Origin of the sequence: Bacillus sp. SORGH_AS_0510 (genome assembly GCF_030818775.1) — a bacterium.
Classification (GTDB): domain Bacteria; phylum Bacillota; class Bacilli; order Bacillales; family Cytobacillaceae; genus Neobacillus.
Map to the genome: position 1 here is coordinate 2,911,498 of NZ_JAUTAU010000001.1, position 20,370 is coordinate 2,931,867.

Here is a 20,370-nt window from a genome sequence, read left to right on the forward strand (position 1 = left end):
TAGTTGTGCAACAAGAAAGATGTCCTGCATACAGGTATCGTTCTTTATGGCAATGTCACACTTCTTGATGAATTACTTTAATTCATGCTCCATCCCATTCCACTCCCTTTTTATTTATTCCTTTTCACTTTAGCTTTCTCTGCTTTCATTAGTTCCTCATCCACTCTAAATTTAACTATCTTACTAATTAATTCAAATGGTAAAGGTTGATTTATAGGAAATTGTACTGCTCCTTTAGAACTTTTATAATTTGATATATCCTGTTTAAATGCCTCAATTCCACTTGATGTAGGATAAAAGCCAATGTGATTTCTATAGGCAGCGAAATGCACAAGATTCTTATGTAAAACAAAAGTTGGCATTTGATAGCTTATCTTTTCTTTTGCATCTGGTGCAGACTCCCTAATCACCTTTCTTAAGGCTTGCAGTTTTTCCTGAAGATCAAGAGGAAATTGTGATATGTATTCGTCAATTGAGTTAAACTTCTTTTTGATTTCTTCCATGGTTTCTCCTTTCACTAATCATTCATCATATTGTCCAATCGCGTAACCGTCTATTTTCTTAATTACTGGTATAAGAATTTATTCGCCTCCAAAATTATTTCACCTTCCTGGTTAGAAAACTTCCTAGCATTTAGAATGCATATTATTTTGAAAAAGGATACAATAGTGAAAAATATTCTAGATTAAAGGATGTAAAAAATGGACTGGAAACCCGATAGAAGTTCTAATGTTCCCATTTATAAACAACTTGCTTCGTTTATTGAAGATGGAATTGCAGATGGTTCCTTTTCACATGATATGCCCTTGCCCTCCGAAAGAGGCCTTGCAAAGGAACTTGGTATTAACAGAAGTACAGTGGTTGCAGCATATGACCTATTGGAATCAAATGGACTGATTGATAGGAATAGGGGCAGTGGTACCACCATTAGCAAAGATATTTGGGGAATGTCTAAGAAACGTATCCCTAGTTGGAACAGATATATTGAGGCGGGGACGTTTTTACCCAACTTGCCTGTTACACAACAAATACATAAGAAAACGGCAGCGCACGAATTAATAAACTTGGCCAGTGGTGAGTTGTCTCAGGATCTTTTTCCAATGACATCACTTAGAGAAATTACCTCCAATCGATCCTTTATTGGAACTTTGGGCTATGACCATCCACAAGGTAATCGTATCCTACGTCAGACACTTACCGAACATGTTGAAGAGTTTAGGAATATACAAACAGACCCCTCTTCCATATTAATAACATCAGGTGCGCAACAAGCACTGCATCTCGTCGTTCAGTGTCTATTAAAACCTGGTGATGCTGTTGCTATCGAAGATCCTTCTTATCATTACGGTTTGCCTGTTTTTAAATCAGCAGGGATTAAAACGTACTTTTTACAAGTGGGTCAGGACGGTATCAACCCTGATGACATATCTGAATTATATAAAAAACATAGAATTAGGATGATCTTTTTAAATCCTATTTATCAAAACCCATCTGGAACGTTATTATCTGCAGAAAAACGTAAAAAAGTCCTTGAGTTATCTTCTGAATACGGCATCCCGATCGTGGAAGATGATCCGTATAGTTTAACTTCATTTTCCGGTGAAAAGATGCAAACTCTAAAATCATTAGACCGATATGGAAATGTTCTATATATTAGCTCACTAACCAAGATCGTTGCATCCGGGTTAAGAATTGGCTGGATTATTGGACCAAAAGCGGTAATCGAAAGGCTCTCAGATGCCAAGCAACAAGTCGATTTTGGGCATGCAAGCTATACACAATGGATCGCCAATGAATTTTTAAGTTCGAGAGATTTTCCCTCTCATATCTATAACTTAGTAAAGCAACTAGAAAGTAGAAGGAATCAAATAGTGGAAAGCCTTCGATACTATTTAAAGGGACAGGTGGAATTTACTATTCCTAATGGGGGAATACATATTTGGTGCAAGATTAAAGAAGAGTTTAATGAAAATCGCCTATTAGAAGAATCAATAAAACGTGGTGTTATTTATGTACCGGGTTCAACGATGGGTTCGGAGACAGGATATGTTCGTTTTACTTTTTCCAGGGAAACTGAAAAAAATATCAATGAAGGTGTAAGAAGGTTTGCTGATGCCCTTCATACTGTAACAACATAAAAAAATGGCTCAGTTTTCAAAACTGAGCCATTTCCATAATGGTTGGTTTACATTACAGCTTTTAAAGACCACTTTTGCAGATCTTTAGAATTCACACTATAGGCAGCTACTTTCTTCTTATACTGTTTAACTACATCGACATGATCGTCATATTGGAATACCAATAACCTGACAGCATGTTTACCACTTTTCGACTCGATGACTAATGGTGTTTTGCTGTTCTCTGGGTGTAAATAAAGCTCTTCGGTACCTGGGAAGATATATTGTTTTTCTATGAAAATAGCTTCATTAAAATTATTAATTATCTTTTCCTTTTCTTCGCCAATAATCTCTTTTCCGTCCAATGTTACCGTCACTTCTTGAACATTCAATTTTGAATGTACATCGAATTTTCTCATCAGCCATTCCACCGTACCCGTTGGCAAGCAGGTCATTAATATTTTTATTAAACTAATTACAATGATTGAAACAATTGTCCACATCATCATTCATCATCTCCATTGTCTATAGTGACTAATTTAGCCAAATGTAAATTCCTAGTGAAGTTAGCGCGATAAAAATAATAACTACATATATAAGAGTTAAGTTAGTTGTATTTCTTTTAGTGGAGCCGCTATAGTTTTCATCTGGTTTATTGGTAATCAATAAAGTTGAAACCACTGAAATAATTAAGATTAAAATAACTAAGCCAAACATGATATTCATAATACACCCCATACCGTATTTTTGTCTATATAATTAACTTAATAATAACCTAACTTTATAGATTATTAACCATCCAATTGTGCTAAAAATTGACCATCCACTTTATACATTTCATCTAACAGTTTGTAACGGATATTTCAGTGAATATTAGGAAATAATCATCTTATTACGGTATGTCCAAGGAGTAAACGTATGATTCCTTTAATCAAAATACTAATATGTATGATTCTTTTAATTTTTTGGGTCAGAGCTTGTAAAAAGGATCCTATTCAAACGCTAGGCAACTATTTTTTCATCCTCTTTATTGTTACTTTATCATATGACATTTTCGCACTTAATCAGCAATTACTTACATTAACTAATCGGCAGGGAAACCTTTTTCACCTAATCATCGATCGAACGTTTTTACTTCCTCTTTCATTATTTTTCTTACTACACATATTCAGACGATTTTTCTTGAAAGTTTTATTATCAATTGGCTGGATCTTTGTCTGTTACTATCTTGAAGTTCTAAATAATCAATTTCATATAGTAAAGCTACATAATTGGACATTTAGTAAGTCAGCATTTATGGGAAGCTCTATTATAGTGTTATCCCTTATTATGATATATGCATTTGAAAAGCTAACAAGGAGTAGTATAAACCATGCCCCTTCCAAAAAGGTTTGATGAAAATGAAATTTTTATACTCATTCTCTGCGTCATTTATACCATTATCTTTGTAAAATTACTTCCTAAACGATTTTCTTATTCAACCAGCATCATATTATTTTTGTTTAATATTTCGATTGGAATAACCGTTGATCATTTCCTTGCTGGCCCCCCACTTGATTTATATGATGTGATGGATTCAAAGGAATTTGAGTTGTTGGATTTATTTTTATATTTATTTATCTATGGACCTGCCACCTATACCTTTATTTTCATTTATGATAAATGGTTTTATCATAAATCTGTGATAATAAATCTTATATTTTTATTTTTCATCTCTCTCCTAAATACAACTTTTGAATATTTAGCTTTCATTTTAGACGTTTATAAGTATAATGGTTGGAAAGTTTATTATTCCATTCCCGTTTATTTCTTGGTTTATTGCACCAACATATACCTTCTGAGATTACTCAAGAATTATGAAGGAACAATTACAAAAAAGTTTGATACATAAATATAAAACTGACATTCCTTTTTAACTGGTTCCGTTTCCTATCATAAAACCCGAAAATACAAACGAAAATGTAGCTCAATTTGTACTGCCTTTTGTATACGTTTTTTCAAAAAAAAATAAATGGCTCAGTTCACACTGAGCCTATTTTTAATATCCATTTTTGGAGTTTATTCTACAACTAATGCACCCGTTAGTGTAAGTACAATAATTCACAAACTTTATTTGAAACTTATGAATTAACACTGACAAATCACCTTTTAATTCTAATTCCTATGGGTTGAAGGAGAACTATTTTATTAAATCGTTCGGCTTTTCAACTTGTTAAAATGGGTTATTGTTTTTTCTACATCTTGAATATTATTTAATTCAATTAGTCCTCCGAGCTTCATATTCCAACAAGATAAATTTAAAGATTCAGAAAGTATGGTACATATCTTCAATGCTTTGACTATACATCCATTCTCTTTATCTATGTTAGTTCTAATAGATATACAATCTGCATTTTGAGCCTTAGTTCCTGTATTCAGTTCAATCTCAACTTTGTATGTTCCATCATCATATAGAAAGTAACATTCATCATCGAAAGAATCCCAGGATTTTAAAGATTTATCACCTTTCACTTCATCTATTCTTTCTAGAATATTAATTGCTTGATTAAATTCAAAAGAAGATGGTCCTATGAAATCCATCCCTTCTTCAGTTAATTCAGCTATATTCCCTTTTGGAAATAGTATTAGTTGATAATCCCATATTGCCAAGATGCTACCTCCTAATCTTGGAGCATTATCTGGTATTTGATTTGATTCAATTTTACTACCCTGCATCTTTAGTTAATACGAACTGCCTTTAAGTTAAATCGATTGTACTCCATCCAGTCGCTGCAATAGTATCTCTAAACTGTTGAAATGCGCCTTTTGATTCAAACTCAAGTCGTGTAAAGGGTCTTGTAAAAAACTCAAAATAAGGCGGATTTGAATCACTATCCCTTTGCCCAATGGTTTTGTCTTGTCTTATAATTTCTTGTATTTCATCATTCTTTAGTTTCTCAGTTCTGCTTCTGTACTGTATCCAGTTCTGATTGCATTCCCTAAAATCAATAATCATAGACTCCCCTGATTCACCAACATACCTAACTCCCTTAACAGTAACGCACTCAATTAGTTTCATAACCACACCTTTAATCCCTTTTTGTTTGTGATTATGATATATTTCACCAAATACACTTACTTCTCCTTCTTGCACTAAACTGCTCCGTTTGTTTAATTAAGAGTTCAACAAAAAAGGACGCTAATCCTACCTGGATCAACGCACCCTATAGTTTAAGTACATTTGTTCACAAACTTATTTCAGGAATGTTGCCACGTTAGTTAAAATATCCAATCCTCCTCTTTAACATTATGATTGTTTATAGCACTCTCTTTTGCGTCTTCTATTGTGTCGTAATCCATATCACCAATAACTTCCCAATCTAAGTCACAGGAGAAAAGATAACATTCTTTACTACCATCATATTTGCAAATAGCAACAGCAGTTATATAGATCTTATCAATTAAATTTCTGCTATCATCGACTATTCCGACATATCCGTACCTATTTTCCAAAGAATTTTTAGTAATATGTATGACCTTTGCACCATCAAGTTCACTTGGAATCTCCATTTATAACCTCCTGTATATCACCATTTCTAATTCAGCTATTCTGCCACGGTAGTTCAAAAGAAAAAATGACCGCCACAGCGATCAAATCATCCTGACTAAAAGCCCCTGTTAGTTGAGTAAGGTGGAGTCTAATTTAGATTTTCTTTAGTGAAAATAAAATTTCTAATGCATCTGTAAATATCTCCTTTTGACGCTCTATTTCATCGAGTTCATTCTTCACCTTTAAGATAGAATTCAATAAAACTTCATCGCTAATAGATGAATTAATGTTCTCTTCAATTAGTTCAAATGAGTTTAATTGAACCTCATAGTTTCCTGTCAGTAGGTGGTAAACCAATGTTTCCAGATATGCTGAACAATCAAAAGGCTTTAATGCATATAACAATGAGCCCCGATAACCTAATGTTTTGGAATCATTTATCATTTCAATCAGTGGTTTTACTGCTTTTTCATCCCCAATGTCACTGAGTGCTAATGCAATTGCATTACGAATCCTATGATTCTCTGTGCTTTTTAAATAATTTATAAGAACAGGTATAGCTTCCTTGTATTTATTTTCCCCGACTTTATTCAATAAACTTTCGGCTTCCTCTACATTTTCACTGTCTAATGCATATTTTAACGCTTCTTGTATTTTCATTTGTTCACTCCATTTATCTGTAACTAACCTGCCTAGGTATGATAAATTCTTCACCTTGTTTTTATTTTCCTTCTTAAACTAAACTGCTTCTTTAGCTTAATAAGCAAACGGGTATCGTTCCAAGGATAAAACTAAATCCTTAAGTTCATCAATGTCTTCACTTTTCCAGTTTCCAACCTCTATTGAGATGTGCTGCTTCATCAAAATCATTCCTCGCATATTATCTTACATAATAATTCTCTGCTTGTTTTTATTTAACCTTCTTCAGCTAAACTGCTTCGTTAATACAATAAGAAAGACTGCCTAAATAACAGCTTGTCCCTAAGCACGTGCACCTGTTACTTGAATAAGAAATCTCCCGTTTATGGAAAGAGCCCATTTGGACGCTATACTGACATATAAAAAGAGCCTTAGGGTATTTTCCCCTTAGGCTCCCTAGCAGATAAATTTTAACACACCTCAATTACCATAATTAAGGGATCCACTGTCCTGTAATTGGATCCAAGTTGTAGGTCACACCATTAATCGTAGCTTTTCCAAAAACTTGCTCCCCACTTCGGTTGAAATAATACCAATATCCATCCGATTTCAGCCAACCTGTATACATATGTCCGCTATTTGTGAAGAAATAGGTCTTACTATCAATTTGATGGACACCAGTAAACATCCTTCCGTAATGGTCAAAATAATACCAATATCCCCCTATGTATTGCCAGTTCCAAAGCACGGAACCGTCTGTCCGTGTAAAGTACCAGTTTACCCCATCAAATTTCCAGCCTTCCGTGGATGCTAAGGCACCGTCTCTGTCAAAGTAATAAAATCTTTCTGTATAATGACCTGCAGGTGCTACCTGAGAGCCTGTATACATGAAACCGCTGTACACACTGAAATAATACCACTTATTTCCGACTTTCTTCCAACCCGTTACAAGTGTTCCATCAGGATTCGTGTAGTACCAATCCCTTCCATATCTTTGCCAGCCTGCTGTGTTGACCAAAGCTCCATTTTGCTTAAAAAAATAGAGTTTGTATCCCACCTTGACATCTCCGGTTACCATATAGCTGTCTTGATCAAGGTAATACCAGCTTCCTTTATAAAAGAGCCAGGAACTAGTCTTAAAAGCTCCGCTTCCATCCGCATAATGCCAATCACTTCCGTCAGCAATCCAGCCAGTTTTCATCTCACCGGTGTTATCATCTAGATAATAATTCTTACCGTCAACATCTTTAAAGAATCCTCTTACAATCTTGCCAGACTTCTCGAAAAAATACCATTTACCATCCCGTTTTAACCAGCCCGTTACCATCGCGCCATCTTCTACATTAAAATAATAGTACTCTAATAAATTGTTTGCATCATTGTATATGGATTGTAACCCGGTTAAGCGGCCATTAACGGAATCAATATAGTAGGTTTTCCCTTCTAAATGAAGCCACCCTGTAACCTTTTCTCCTTGATCGTTATAGTAAAAATAATGCCCATTTTCGTTTTTCCAACCAGTAGTAATAGTATCTATTTGTGTCTGAATAACTGGAGTGGTCGGTTGAATCTGCCCCTCCGCAAAAGCCAGGGATGGAAACAACAAAGTACTGATAAGCACTATCGGAACAAGAGCTTTTTTCATCTAGTTCCTCCTAAAATAATAATTTACATTACACTTATTCTATGTATTTACAAATAGTCCTTCTTTAGAAGAATACCACCTTATATCCCAGGGTTCAAAGGATTCAATCCCCTATTTGATCTCCTAGAATACCTTCATCTTACTGAACTAATGCACCCGTTACTTCAATAAGGATTTAGTTGCATTTTTGATCCAGTCCTTAATATCCTCTTCATTATGGAGATAAGTTTTCGGTGAATCTAAAATGTCTATACCACTAATTATCTTTAGTAACTCCCAAACAATTTCATCATCAATGGTACGATTATCAGCCATTACATAGTACGAAGCCCAACCCGAAACTTCTTCCCTTGTCATTCTGTCTGTAAGAACTAAATCTAGTCTATTTATTATTTCACTTACTGTTGGTTGGTTCATTTTTCACCCACCTGACTTTCTTAGACTCAAGCACTCGTTAGTTCAACAATGCTTTCTATTTTAAATCTATAAATCTTGAGATAGTCGAACCATATCCCTGCACTGTATGCCATTTTCGAAAATCTCTTCTGGATAGTGCCGAATGAAAAAGTCTATATCAATACCAGTAATTCTAAAACCACATTTTTGGTAAAGTGCTAATTGTCCAATGCTTGAATTTCCAGTTCCGACTTCTATGGTTCTGTATCCTTTTGACTTAGCCACTTCGATTGCATTTATTACAAGTTGTTTCCCAAAGCCTTTACCGTTCTGGGCTTCTAATACTGCAATATTCACCAACTCCACCGTTTCAGGTCTTGTCGGCAGGAGTACATAAACCCCAATAATTTCAGCATCGTTTTCAGCTACAAAGCATTCTCCTCTTTGCATATATTCTTGAACGATTACTTTAGAAGGGTCAGCTAATAACAATAAATCCATTGGAGGCTCTTCATCTGTATTTAGTTTACGAATATCCATATTACTCTCTCCCACATAACTGTATTTTCTTTCATTTTACCATTTCTTGTTAAACCAACCTGCCCGTTTGTTCAATAAGCAGGAGAAATGAATATGATTGGCGAACATAGTTTTGTATACAGAAGTGATAAAAATTAAGTAAACAAGGAGAAAAATATGGAACTTCAAACTCAAAGACTAAAAATTGTCCCTTGCACTGATGAATCATTATCTATGTATGCAACCAAAGAATTTAAAATGGGTAGCCATATAAATAATTACTTGAAGAAATTAAAGGACGAACCTTCCCTTTTAGGATGGGGTGTATGGCTTGTTATAAATAAAGATGATAATACAATCATTGGTGATATCGGGTTTAAAGGCAAGCCAGACTCAGAAAATATTGTTGAGGTAGGATATGGAATTGTACCAGCAGCACAAAACAAGGGATTTGCAACAGAAGCAGTAAATGAAATTTTAAAGTGGGCATTTTCATCAGGTAATGTTAAAAAAATAGTTGCAGAATGTTTGATTGATAATATTTCCTCAATTAAAGTCTTAGAAAAATTAAATATGAAAAGAATTGGAAGCAAGGATAATATGTACTTATGGTCCTTTTCAAAACAATCTATATGATAGTCATATTTTCAACCTTGAAATCTAGGTTAAAATCGTTCTTCAATACCGAGACGCATAGACATTTTTAGTATATCATGACGTTATTATACTTTTTATTAAAAAATGTTGACAAACTATTAGCTGGTTTAACTTAAGTACATTTTTTCACAATTCCATTGAACTTCACTTGATAGGAATAAATTACTGTCTACCCTTAAACTTCTTTTTAAGATCTTTTCGAATAAGCATTTGAAGAAAAATATTATAATTTATTGCGTAGGGATGGACAACAAAAATTTTCCCCTTGTATTTTATAAACATTACGTGCTCCCAAGTTTTGAAGTACGAAATTTCATTATAAAATATTTTGTAAGTTCGACCGAAGATTGTTCTATAAATATAATAGTCGGAGTCGTTATCCACCTGTATATTCCAGAACAAACCAACCATTATCAAATACGTTCCTAATAGGACATATGGAAAAGATATTAATAAATTTTCTAAAAGTAGGCTTTCTACAAAAATTTTAGGAAAAAGAACAACACCAAATCCACCTATTGTGAAAAGAGTTGTTGCTACCAACCCTATCCATATATAAATACTTGGCATTCGAACAATGGTCTTGTTTTTCAAAGTAATTAACGTCCTTTCAAGACTTTTCAATCATTTTATAATCTTCTCTTTTCTACTTCTTTATTTTTCATTTCGTCCCTCTCCGATTTTGAATGTTACCTATCGAAATTCTACATTTTTCACTCAAAATCCTTCTTCAGCTAACCTGATCGTTACTTCAATAGGAAAAGCCGCCGAAAATGGCAGCTAGTTCTTCCACAAAAGCACCCCGTTTGGTTAATTGTGGTTCTTGACATTCTTCTCTTTAACAAAACAAAACGGGACCTGATCCTGACATTTTATTTAAATAGTGTTACTTATAGAACTTTTTTGCCAAAATTTATAGAAGGTTGGCTATACTTACATTAGACGAAAAGAAGTATGAAAAAAATATCCCTCATGAACAAAGGAGACTAAAAATGAGAAAACTTGTTCTATTTCTACACTCATCACTCGACGGTTTTGTAGAAGGTCCGAATGGTGAAATGGACATTGGCTGGGTTTCATACGATACTGACTTGGAGAAACACGCGAAAGAAATCCTGAGTACTGCCGACACAGTCATATGGGGACGTGAGACTTACCAGATGATGCACAGTTACTGGACCTCTGTGCCCTCTGATCCCTCAGCTTCGCAACATGAACGGGATCATGCCGAGTGGATCGAAAAGACACCCAAAATCGTTTTTTCCACGAAGTTGGAGAAAGTCGAATGGAACAATTCCATATTGGTGAAAGAAGATGTCGAGGAAGAAATCAAGAACCTCAAACAGCAACCAGGCAAGGATATGGTCATCCTCGGTAGTCCTAGGTTAGCACACTACCTTATGCAGCTTGATTTAATAGATGAGTATAAAATTACAGTTTCTCCCGTCCTGATTGGCAGCGGGTTGCCGTTATTCCAAGGTCTAAAGGAGAAAATCAATCTTAACCTGATTGAAAACAAGACATTTAATTCTGGAGCCATAGCCCTTGTTTACCAGACGATTAGATGAACTTTTCTCCTAAAGCAGATTACGACGGAAACAATAGCTCAATAAGCCGCCTCTTCATCGAGGTGGCTTTCTTATCATATAGATTAACATCAGGATTTAATATAGCCTAAATTTAATATGATGACGCATACATTAAGTAAATCATACCTGCAAAACAATTTGGCTTAAGGATCCCTAAAAAAATGCAAAGTCAAGCAATCTAAAGCTAATGAAAAAAAGAGTGAAATGAAAAGTTGCTTACCATAAAAGGTTGAAAAAATACAATCTTGAGAAAAAATGAACCGCATTTTAGGCCTGAAATTCAGTTTCTTCAAGAAAAGCACCCATTAGTTTGAGTGCATTTGTTCAAAAACTTCTTTCAGGAAAGTTGCAAGTATCTTCAATAAGAGGGAGCGTCAGGAAAATGCTGATTTACAAGGATAAGGAATTTCCAAATTAAAAAGCCCAACTTCTCTGCAAAACAAAATAGAGAAAGTGAACTTTTCAGTTACTTCATTATTTTTATTTGAACTAATTAAAACTGCCAAGTTGATATTCTGGCTCAGCTATTTATTGAATTCATTAACTGGAAGTAGTATTCAGGTTGATGAGTCTTATTTAGGTTATACCATGAATGTAATGTATCTGCTGCAAATACATCTAATTTTTTCAGTACTTCCATCGCAAATTCCAGAGGAGCTATTCCTGATGCAGTAACTAAATTCGCATCAGATACCGCAGATCCCACCTCATAGAACTTTTCTCCTTTATAGTTAGGACATACCATTTTAGTGTATTCTAAATTATTACTTGTATGCTTTCTAGTATCTAAGTATCCCATATTCGCAAGGGCCTCAGTTGCACCACAAATTGCAGCAACAATAGTGCCAAGTTTTAAAGCTTGGCCAATTCTTTCCAAGATAGGTTGATGAATTTCTTCACTCCAAGTAGTTCCTCCTGGTAAGATTAAAAGATCTTTACTCTCAAGAGTACATTCATCAAGTGAAATATCTGGTTTTATGCTCAGTCCTCCCATAGTTGTAATCATTTCATTATTAGCTCCTACTGTAATTACTTTTAAGCGTGCTAAATCTTTTTTGAAATATCTACCTGAGTTTAGTTCAGCAATTAAATATCCATATTCCCAGTCCGACATTGTATTAAATACATATAGAAAAACTTTTTTTGTTTGCACCCAATAACACTCCCATTCACAATTGATATAGCTAGTATAATAAAACTTCCCTGACAGTTAACGTCAGGGAAGTTATTATACTTGATGAAATTTTATTAATTCCGACAGAACTTCAATAATTCTTTTCTTAAGACTTATTGGCTCAATAACTTTAATAGATTTATTGTACGGTAAAAGTAAATAAGGTACATATGTATGTATCATATCTTTTTCAAGAAGAAAAACTGCTTGATTTGAAGTCCGTTCTTGTAAATAATGTCCTAAAAACCAATGTTGGCAAATATCAGCCAATACACTTTTATCCCCATTAATAACCAAAGAAATAATCCCTTCCTTATCTTCCATAGTTGGAAGAAGACTTTTTATAAAAAAGTCACGTGCTGAAAAATTTTCTGGCCGGATAAACTTATTTTCGGTTAGCATTAGACTTTCAATTCGATCTACTCTAAAACTACGGATATCATTCCTAAGATGACAAAATCCAATCACATACCACTTATTATTCCAATAGATAATTCTGTACGGATCGACCAATCTATAATTTAATTGCTCTTCGCCACTTTTATGGTAGAGAATTTTTACTGAGTACCCGTCAGAAACGGCCTGCTCCAACTCCTTCAAAAAAGGTTCCATAGAGAGTGAACTTAATCGACTTATTACTTCTAGACTAGTTAAATGTTGGTTTATCTTTGTTTCCTGCTCTTGATTTGAGTATTTACTTAGTTTTGAAATGGCCCTATTTAGTGCTTCACCTCCATAATATCCGGCTTCTTCTGCAAAAACAGCAGCGTGAAATAGTGAAGTTTGCTCCTCAAAATCAAAAAAAAGTGGAGCCTCAATAAAATTGTTCAATAAAGTGTATCCACCGTTATGTCCTGGTTCTGAAATTATAGGTACGCCACTTGTTGAAATTGTATCAATATAACGATACACAGACCTAATATTCATCTCTAACTTTTCTGAAATTTGTTTTGCAGTAATTTTTTTACCTGAACGAAGCATCCATAGAATTGCTAACATATTGTCAATCTTAGGCATATAATCCCACCTCTATATGAAATTTATTTTCTATTATATTTTCCTTCCAATCTCCGTTATTAGAACAAACTAGTGATTGCTCTTCAATTTCAACTCTGTAACCTGATTGTTCATTCTCTAGTTGAGAATTTGTAAAGATGGTAAAACCATTGTATCCAATGGAAATCTCTCTTTTTATTTATAAGTCTAACAACTTATACAATTCATTCATAAGGTTGTCCTACACAGTATGCACCTATCCAGGAAAGAAAACTTCTTTAACTCCCTGTGACGTTAAAAGAACAACAAAAAAGCTCTACTCTTTTTGAAGTAGAGCACCGTTAGCTTAATAAAATTAATACTATTTGCCTTTTAAGAAAAACACTTTAAAGACAAAAGCAATTAAGCATAAACCCATTAATGAATCAATTATTCTTTCAACCAAAATTGAATCAACGTTTAAAGTAGGAATAATAATTTCAGTAAAAAATAGGAGAAACAAAAACAACCGAAACACTCACTCTATTTTTATTATTTAAACAAAAAAATTACCAATATTAAACATACTAAAATAATTCCCAAACAAATAATATTGAGTTTCCTGTACTTAATCCAATACTTTTTAAAATCTTGCCCCAAGTCACTAGTAAAGTTTAAAGCGACAATGATAATTAAAAGTGAAATGAAACAACCGTACCAACATCCATTGTACCCCGAAAATTTCAGGGCATTTTACTATACAAATTTATATTAAATTTCAACCCGAATGGCTTTAAATCAATAAAAAACGAGTGGCAAATTCATATACAAATTCCCACTCAATATAACTTGCATTGTCAATCTTAGTGATAGGGAACGGAATCCGTTATCCTTTTTTGAATGTCTTTTTTAATATTAGCAAGTACAAGCCATCAGCACATTTCCATCAGGGTCAGCGAAGTTGAACCAAGCAAAGTGCTCCCCAATTCTTTCGATTTCTCTTACAATTTCTATCCCGCTCTCTTTAATAAAACTGTAAGCCTTATCAATATCTTCAACGATAAAATTAAAGATCGGACCGGAACCTGGTTGATGCTTAAAGTTTGGATCAAATGTATGATCATCTAAAGTCAATCCAGTTGTCCCACGAACGGGTATGTTATAAACAGGGGAGTTCACTTCACTTAAATCAACGTTCAATCCTAATATGTGACTATACCATTCCACAGATTTTTTCAAATCACTCACATGGATAAATACTGCCCCCATCTCATTTTTAATGGGAGTTACCTTTGAAGTGTTCATGTTCATCATCCTCTCATTAACATCTACCAAATAAATTAATTCTCCTTTAAACAGAAAAACCCTTTTTTCTACATCAATCGATCCTTTCCTGCTTTAACGTACTGGGGGACAGGCACCACCGAATTGCTTTTGCTACTAGATCAGGATCCTCGATATGAATATTGTGGCCGCTTGTTTCTGCGATCCATAACTCTCCATTTGTCGATAGCTTTGACATTTCTACCGCTACTTCGTGTAAGGCTTTTTTCGTTTCTGCCACTTCCGCTTCTGAGTATCCATTTAGATTTTCAACTATTCCACTTTTAATGACCACTAATGGGGTATTTCCAAGTGTCGCCCCTCTTACAGCATCGTAGCCTAAATCAAGATGGGAAAACTCGCTCTCTACGGTCTTTGCTGTTTTATTCATAAAAAGTGTGGATTGATAGATGGGCTGTAGTCTTTTAGGGAATTTCTTTAAGATATCTTGTAATTGAGAGAAAGCACGGAAATGCCCCATGATTCTTAACATACCAACGTAACACATATACTTTATTAATTTAAAGGCTTTGCGTCCCATCAGTTGTCCCTTGACATGTTTGTCTGGGAAACGGCTGGTTAGTTCGTCCTCGTGGGTGGCGTCCACAAGGACGATTCCTGCTGCTAAATTCGGATATTTTTTAGCAAATAGACGTACATTTAACCCGCCATAGGAATGTCCTACTAAAACAATGGGTCCTTTTATAACGACTTTTTCAATTAAAACACGAAGGTCCTCTACAACTGATTCGTTTGTTCTTGGATAAGGACCCGGCTCACTCCAGCCATATCCTGCTCGATCATAAATAACCACTCTAGCGAACTGCGAAACTTGGTCGGCAACCAGTTTCCAAATCAGGGAAGAGGAGCCGATTCCACAGCCATGGTCAAAAATGACTACAGGTCCCTTTTCTATCCCAAAGCTCTGGTAATGAATCTTTCGTCCATTAATTTCTACAAACCTACCTGGTGCAGGGTAATGCATTTCGTCATATTTAGTAGCGGCCCATTGATAAAGGACTCCAAGAATCAAACAGAGTCCAATTGCTGCTAATACATACAAAACGACCAATACTCTTTCCTCCTATCTTATTCAATTCTTTTTTCAAAGCAGAAATAAGGCTTTTTCCTGAAAGGAAAGAAAATTTGCCCTCTTTTTTGATAACCTGCTTTCTCGTACATGGATATGGCAGAAGGATTAGATGAAAATACATCCAAACGGATGCTTTGAAGACCTACCCTTCCCACTTGATCTTCTGCAAATTGTAGCAATTGTTTTCCTAACCCTTTTCCTTGATGCTCTGGATGAACAGCCAGCCGGTGGATGCATCCGGCTTTTTCTGCAGTGTCCTCCCAAATGACGGTTTGATATTTCTTGCTTTGGTTCCGGTCAACTGTAATGACAGCAATCACCTGACCCTTTTCCTTCACTCCAAAAAGATGTTGCTCTTTCAAGTCTTTACCTACTATAAATCGATTGGGGTAAAAATGATCCCATTGTTTGATGCCGCCTTTTTGCAACTCAGCTGTTACAGCCTTAAATAATGAAAGAATGTGACCCTTATCTGCCTCTGATAATCTAGTTATAATCATGATCCACACCTCATTAATCTAGCACTTATCATTACTGACAATGAGTTTTAGTCGATTTCCGGAAATTCGACGGTAATAAACAGTCCATATGATGGCTCCGCCAATAAAACCATATAAAATGATGTTTGAGATGGCTAGATACGTAGCCGTAGATAGGACAAACACTAAGGTAATCCGTACTGTTGCTTCAAGAACGAGTGCCATGCCCCAGACAAAAGTCATGAGCCTCATAACAAATCGAAAATAATCATATTTCCAGTTGTCTGCAAATCCGCTTGGTCCTATAAAACGGAGTGCTAGATGGAACATTAATGGCTTTTTCAGTAAAAGCGAGACCAAGAAAATAAATCCAACCACCGCAGTGATAAATGATTCTTTTATCAGTAACAGTTTTTCACTGCCTCCGAGCATGACTAGCAACAATGTTAAAATAAATGTAAACAGCATAAGCATTCCAAAAACATCTAGCTTCTTCCGTTTTAAGAGAAAATATAGATTATCCGCTAAAGGTGCGAGTGTGGCAATCGAAAGTGCAGCGACACTGCTCATGTGTTTAGATAAAATCATATAAATCCCCCAAGGTACAAGGCCGTTAATAATCAAAGTCAGGTAAATATCCTTTCGTTTCATCATGGTTAAATCCCTTCTTTTCTTGTTGTGATTTTATTCATTCGAGTAATTTCTGCCTTACTAACAGATTTCTTCCTTAAATAAAGCTCAATTAGTAATAGATTAGTGATCCAGCAAAGCCACGAAGCTATTTGAATGGCTGTTTGTATAGAAAGGCCAAATAATAATGTAAAAGGAAGTAAATACAGTCGGAACGTTACAAATGCAAAGGTTACGGCATAGCTGCGAATCATCCATTGGCGGTGTGCAGTGAATTTTTTTTGCAAAACTTTTCTTAACGCCATTCCCGTTGTCACCAGCCATAATAGATCTAACATAAAAAATCCTAATCCGCTGATGATTCCGCCCGTTGCAAACCAACATAAATACATGCCTGCGAGTCCTGCTAAGACGATAGACAGAACATAGATGTAGCCGAGTTTACGATGGCGGGCTGCCCCTTTTCCAACTGGTCTTTTGAGAAACTGAAAAGGACCAATAATAAAAGCAGTGCACCCTGCAACGATATGGACATATAAGAATCCGATCCATGGTTTATAAGGGAAATGTGGCGTAGCCAGTTTCCCTTGAACCACACCTGATTCCTTTGCACTGACGAAAAAATATTGAATGACTACGTAAGCAATAAATAGAAAAACGGTAACAAATAAGGATATCCATAAGGTCTTTGATTTTAATTTTTTCATTTTGTGTTGTCCCCTTTTTTATGGATGATTTAGTTAGTTGGGGACAGTCCCCCGTTGCGTTAAATCGCCGGGGGACTGTCCCTAACCTTAACTTTAACCCCTCCACCTTACAGATTTCTTACAGTTTTCCAAGAAATTCTTACATATGTTATAATTTTCTATTATGCTAAACTTACAAACTCTTACAGGAAAGGAGGCATTCTCCATGGTATTATCTAGAGATTTACAGATTCCGCCCAGCGATCATTCCTTTACACGCGTTTCTTTATTCGAGGAGATGGACCGACATTTTTCCAAACCTCTCATCAGTGTCATAGCAGGCGGTGGTTATGGAAAGACAACTGTACTTGCCCATTACCTTCGTACTCGAGAAATTCTGACACTTTGGTTCTCCTTTCTGGATTTGAGTCGAAGCTTTTCGGAGATTATGGATCTTCTCGCTCATGGCCTGTCTATCAGGGAATCACAACTAAAAGGACCAGAAATAACCATTCTCGAAACGCTTGCTCATAGGGAACACCCATTAGTTATTGTTTTCGATGATTTTCATTTAGTTGAATCAACCATGCTACGCGATTTCCTGCTACAGCTGATTCAGCATGCATCCCAATTCGTTACCTTTGTAGTCATTAGTAGACAGCGCCCTGCCTTTCCGTATACCAAATTAAAAGTACAAAATCGACTTGCGGAAATGAACGAACATCAACTTACATTTACACCAGCAGAACTAAAGGACTATTTTCAGCAAAATGGTTTACCCTTGGAAGAGTATGATGTAGGGCTTATTCACAGGAAAACATCCGGATGGCCTGCAAGTCTTCCTCTGATTCTTGATGCCTGGAAGGCTATTCATCCTAAGCATCGCAGATGGGACCGGAGAATGTTCCCTTTTTCTGATTTATTTTTGGAGTTAGAAACGGAGTTGTTACACGCTTCAGATGAGCTAACTGACTTCCTTCTGCAAACCAGTATCCTGCATGAATGGGATCATCAGCTGATTGCTTCTTTTACACAAGTGGTTCCAGAAGAATGGGCAAATGCGCGTCTTAACCAACGTTTTTATATTCAGAAAAATATAGAAGGAAAAAACAGCTATCTTCCCCTTTTTCGTGCCTATTTATATGAAAGGTTGATTGAAACTAAAGGAAAGCATGAAGTACGGAACCTACATTTAAAAGCAGCAAAGCTATACGAAGCGGAGTATCACTATTATTTTGCCTTTGCCCATTTTTTAGCAGCGAATAGCTATGGAGACGCTGCTAGGCTTATGCAAAAGATGATGAATCTTTACACACCTGAGCGGTTTATTTTATTACTTGATGGATCTCTAGAAACCATATGCCCATCGATTTCGATGGCGCTTTTTTCTCACTTTTTGTTCAGAAGTGTTCCCATCCCAATCCTTGAAAGTTACATCGGCCCGTTAAAACAAACATTATCTTCCTTAAAACAGCAAGGTGTTTCTTCTTCCCTCGTCTATCTTGAACATCGACTTGGGATCATCCTGTTTTATTCCGGTGAAATTGATGAAGCGTATTCACTCTTCCTTTCTTCATATGAAGGCAGTCTAATACTTGGTGATTCAGACTTAGTTTCCGTGAATCTTGCACTGGCAGCTCAATGCTGCCGCTTCAATGGTCAAATAGAAGAAGGAATTACACTTGCAAGGAAGGCGTTAACGAACATCGAACTGGGGGGTTCCTCTGATAGCCGGATGCATGCCACGTGGGTATTAACCGAGCTGTTATTGGAACGGAATGAACTCTCACGGGCAGAACCATTTGTCGATGAGCTCCTCAAGCTTTCTAATCAATATGACGATGAAGGAGCACGAGTTTATCCCCTTATTGCCATCGGAAAATATTATCGATTAAAGAAAGATTTCGACAAAGCCTTACTCTTTACTAATCAAGGTATGATCGAAGCGGAAAAGTTTAAATTAGATACCGACCTTGGCTGGGGCTATCTCGAACTTGGAATGATTTATTTCATGAAAAACGAACCAATACTGGCAGAACAATATTTACAGAGTGCTTCAAAATATTTTTCCCATTACAGCTATTTTTGCACCATGGTTCATCAATTACTGGAAATGGTTCGTAATAAGCCAAAGGAAACAATCATCGTTTCTTCAGAGCAAAATTGTAAGCTGTCAATCAAGCTATTAGGACACTTTCAGCTCCAGCTTGGGGGCTATGATGTGGCCCTGCAAAGAAAATCCAGTTTACGTCTTCTATTCTTTTTAGCCATACAAAATCAGCAAAAAATACCGAAAGACATCCTTCTAGAAGAATTATTTGGAGACGGAACGTATTCATCACAAAACAATCGCTTTTATGTCTCACTTTCCACTCTTAGAAAGGCCTTAGAACCGGATTTGGAGTCAGCAAAGCTGTCAAAGTATATCGTTCAAACCGGGGAATTTATTTTTCTAGATAAAAGCCATTGTGAGATTGACCTTGAACGGTTTCGCCTTTTAGTTCAAGCAGCTGGGCAGTCAACTGAAGAACGAATGGCTAATCTAGAAATGGCAGTGAGTATTTATCAAGGTGATTTATTAGCTGAATATCCATATGAAGCCTTTCTTGAACCCATTAGGGAATCTACTAAACAAAGTTATCTTCGGGCGCTTAAAGAATTAGGTCAATATTATTGGGGTCAAAAGGATTTTACTCAAGGAATGGCCTATTATGAAAAAATCCTTGAGCATGATGAATTTGCCGAGGGTGTATATTGGGAGTATATTAAGCTGTTGGTAAAAAACGGAAAAATCAGTCATGCTAAGCATATTGGAATTAAAATGGAACATGCCATTGAAGGGGAATTAGGCATTCCGGTTAAAACAAAATTGCAGGAATGGTTTTCAAATCATGGTCAATAAAGACCCCACCAAACCCG

General features: G+C 35.7%; 20 protein-coding genes. 4 read left to right on the forward strand and 16 right to left on the reverse strand.

Translation table 11 applies throughout. The features are described from left to right. Positions 1 to 110: 110 nt before the first annotated feature. Positions 111 to 503, reverse strand: a complete 393-nt coding sequence (locus QE429_RS14940) for an iron chaperone (protein WP_307288008.1) — start codon at positions 501 to 503, stop codon at positions 111 to 113. A 198-nt stretch (positions 504 to 701) separates the two neighbouring features. Between QE429_RS14940 and pdxR the strand changes: the two genes are divergently transcribed. After that, positions 702 to 2,138, forward strand: coding sequence for a MocR-like pyridoxine biosynthesis transcription factor PdxR (gene pdxR / locus QE429_RS14945; protein WP_307288009.1), 1,437 nt, complete (start codon positions 702 to 704; stop codon positions 2,136 to 2,138). A 47-nt stretch (positions 2,139 to 2,185) separates the two neighbouring features. Here the strand turns inward: pdxR and QE429_RS14950 are convergent, their stop codons facing one another. The 8 genes from QE429_RS14950 to QE429_RS14985 form a co-directional block, all read right to left on the reverse strand. Further along, positions 2,186 to 2,623, reverse strand: a complete 438-nt coding sequence (locus QE429_RS14950; RefSeq protein ID WP_307290832.1) for a YfmQ family protein — start codon at positions 2,621 to 2,623, stop codon at positions 2,186 to 2,188. Between the two features lie 1,681 nt (positions 2,624 to 4,304). Continuing rightward, positions 4,305 to 4,766, reverse strand: a complete 462-nt coding sequence (locus QE429_RS14955) for a hypothetical protein (protein WP_307288010.1) — start codon at positions 4,764 to 4,766, stop codon at positions 4,305 to 4,307. Positions 4,767 to 4,854: 88 nt separating this feature from the next. Then, positions 4,855 to 5,250 carry a hypothetical protein gene (locus QE429_RS14960; RefSeq protein WP_307288011.1) on the reverse strand — a complete coding sequence of 132 codons (396 nt, stop codon included), beginning with the start codon at positions 5,248 to 5,250 and terminating at the stop codon, positions 4,855 to 4,857. A gap of 125 nt (positions 5,251 to 5,375) precedes the next feature. After that, positions 5,376 to 5,666, reverse strand: a complete 291-nt coding sequence (locus tag QE429_RS14965) for a hypothetical protein (protein ID WP_307288012.1) — start codon at positions 5,664 to 5,666, stop codon at positions 5,376 to 5,378. 133 nt (positions 5,667 to 5,799) lie between these two features. Continuing rightward, positions 5,800 to 6,306, reverse strand: a complete 507-nt coding sequence (locus QE429_RS14970) for a HEAT repeat domain-containing protein (protein ID WP_307288013.1) — start codon at positions 6,304 to 6,306, stop codon at positions 5,800 to 5,802. Between the two features lie 472 nt (positions 6,307 to 6,778). Beyond that, positions 6,779 to 7,930, reverse strand: coding sequence for a cell wall-binding repeat-containing protein (locus QE429_RS14975; protein ID WP_307288015.1), 1,152 nt, complete (start codon positions 7,928 to 7,930; stop codon positions 6,779 to 6,781). 159 nt (positions 7,931 to 8,089) lie between these two features. After that, the gene (locus tag QE429_RS14980) at positions 8,090 to 8,347 is read right to left on the reverse strand and encodes a DNA-binding protein (RefSeq protein ID WP_307288016.1); all 258 of its coding nucleotides are present in this window, start codon (positions 8,345 to 8,347) and stop codon (positions 8,090 to 8,092) included. A gap of 66 nt (positions 8,348 to 8,413) precedes the next feature. After that, positions 8,414 to 8,866, reverse strand: coding sequence for a GNAT family N-acetyltransferase (locus tag QE429_RS14985; RefSeq protein ID WP_307288018.1), 453 nt, complete (start codon positions 8,864 to 8,866; stop codon positions 8,414 to 8,416). A 156-nt stretch (positions 8,867 to 9,022) separates the two neighbouring features. Between QE429_RS14985 and QE429_RS14990 the strand changes: the two genes are divergently transcribed. Both QE429_RS14990 and QE429_RS14995 read left to right on the forward strand, forming a co-directional pair. Then, positions 9,023 to 9,481, forward strand: a complete 459-nt coding sequence (locus QE429_RS14990) for a GNAT family N-acetyltransferase (RefSeq protein WP_307288020.1) — start codon at positions 9,023 to 9,025, stop codon at positions 9,479 to 9,481. 1,013 nt (positions 9,482 to 10,494) lie between these two features. Then, positions 10,495 to 11,070: a dihydrofolate reductase family protein gene (locus tag QE429_RS14995; protein ID WP_307290834.1), complete on the forward strand. Its 576-nt coding sequence runs from the start codon at positions 10,495 to 10,497 to the stop codon at positions 11,068 to 11,070. A 541-nt stretch (positions 11,071 to 11,611) separates the two neighbouring features. Here QE429_RS14995 and QE429_RS15000 read toward each other — a convergent pair. From QE429_RS15000 to QE429_RS15030, 7 genes are all read right to left on the reverse strand, one after another. Beyond that, positions 11,612 to 12,244: a type 1 glutamine amidotransferase family protein gene (locus tag QE429_RS15000; protein WP_307288021.1), complete on the reverse strand. Its 633-nt coding sequence runs from the start codon at positions 12,242 to 12,244 to the stop codon at positions 11,612 to 11,614. 75 nt (positions 12,245 to 12,319) lie between these two features. Continuing rightward, entirely contained in the window at positions 12,320 to 13,282 is a 963-nt protein-coding gene (locus QE429_RS15005) for a helix-turn-helix transcriptional regulator (RefSeq protein WP_307288023.1), read from the reverse strand. 873 nt (positions 13,283 to 14,155) lie between these two features. Further along, a complete protein-coding gene (locus QE429_RS15010) occupies positions 14,156 to 14,545 on the reverse strand; it encodes a VOC family protein (protein ID WP_307288025.1) in 390 nt (129 codons plus the stop codon). A 73-nt stretch (positions 14,546 to 14,618) separates the two neighbouring features. Next, complete coding sequence (locus tag QE429_RS15015; RefSeq protein ID WP_307288026.1) at positions 14,619 to 15,635, reverse strand: alpha/beta fold hydrolase; 1,017 nt, start codon at positions 15,633 to 15,635, stop codon at positions 14,619 to 14,621. A gap of 17 nt (positions 15,636 to 15,652) precedes the next feature. Continuing rightward, positions 15,653 to 16,156, reverse strand: coding sequence for a GNAT family N-acetyltransferase (locus tag QE429_RS15020; RefSeq protein ID WP_307288028.1), 504 nt, complete (start codon positions 16,154 to 16,156; stop codon positions 15,653 to 15,655). Positions 16,157 to 16,174: 18 nt separating this feature from the next. Next, positions 16,175 to 16,789, reverse strand: coding sequence for a VC0807 family protein (locus tag QE429_RS15025; protein ID WP_307288029.1), 615 nt, complete (start codon positions 16,787 to 16,789; stop codon positions 16,175 to 16,177). A 2-nt stretch (positions 16,790 to 16,791) separates the two neighbouring features. Next, a complete protein-coding gene (locus tag QE429_RS15030; protein WP_307288031.1) occupies positions 16,792 to 17,472 on the reverse strand; it encodes a DUF2306 domain-containing protein in 681 nt (226 codons plus the stop codon). Between the two features lie 205 nt (positions 17,473 to 17,677). Here QE429_RS15030 and QE429_RS15035 point away from each other — a divergent pair, with 205 nt between their 5' ends. Beyond that, positions 17,678 to 20,353 carry an AfsR/SARP family transcriptional regulator gene (locus QE429_RS15035; RefSeq protein ID WP_307288032.1) on the forward strand — a complete coding sequence of 892 codons (2,676 nt, stop codon included), beginning with the start codon at positions 17,678 to 17,680 and terminating at the stop codon, positions 20,351 to 20,353. The last annotated feature ends 17 nt before the right edge of the window (positions 20,354 to 20,370 follow it).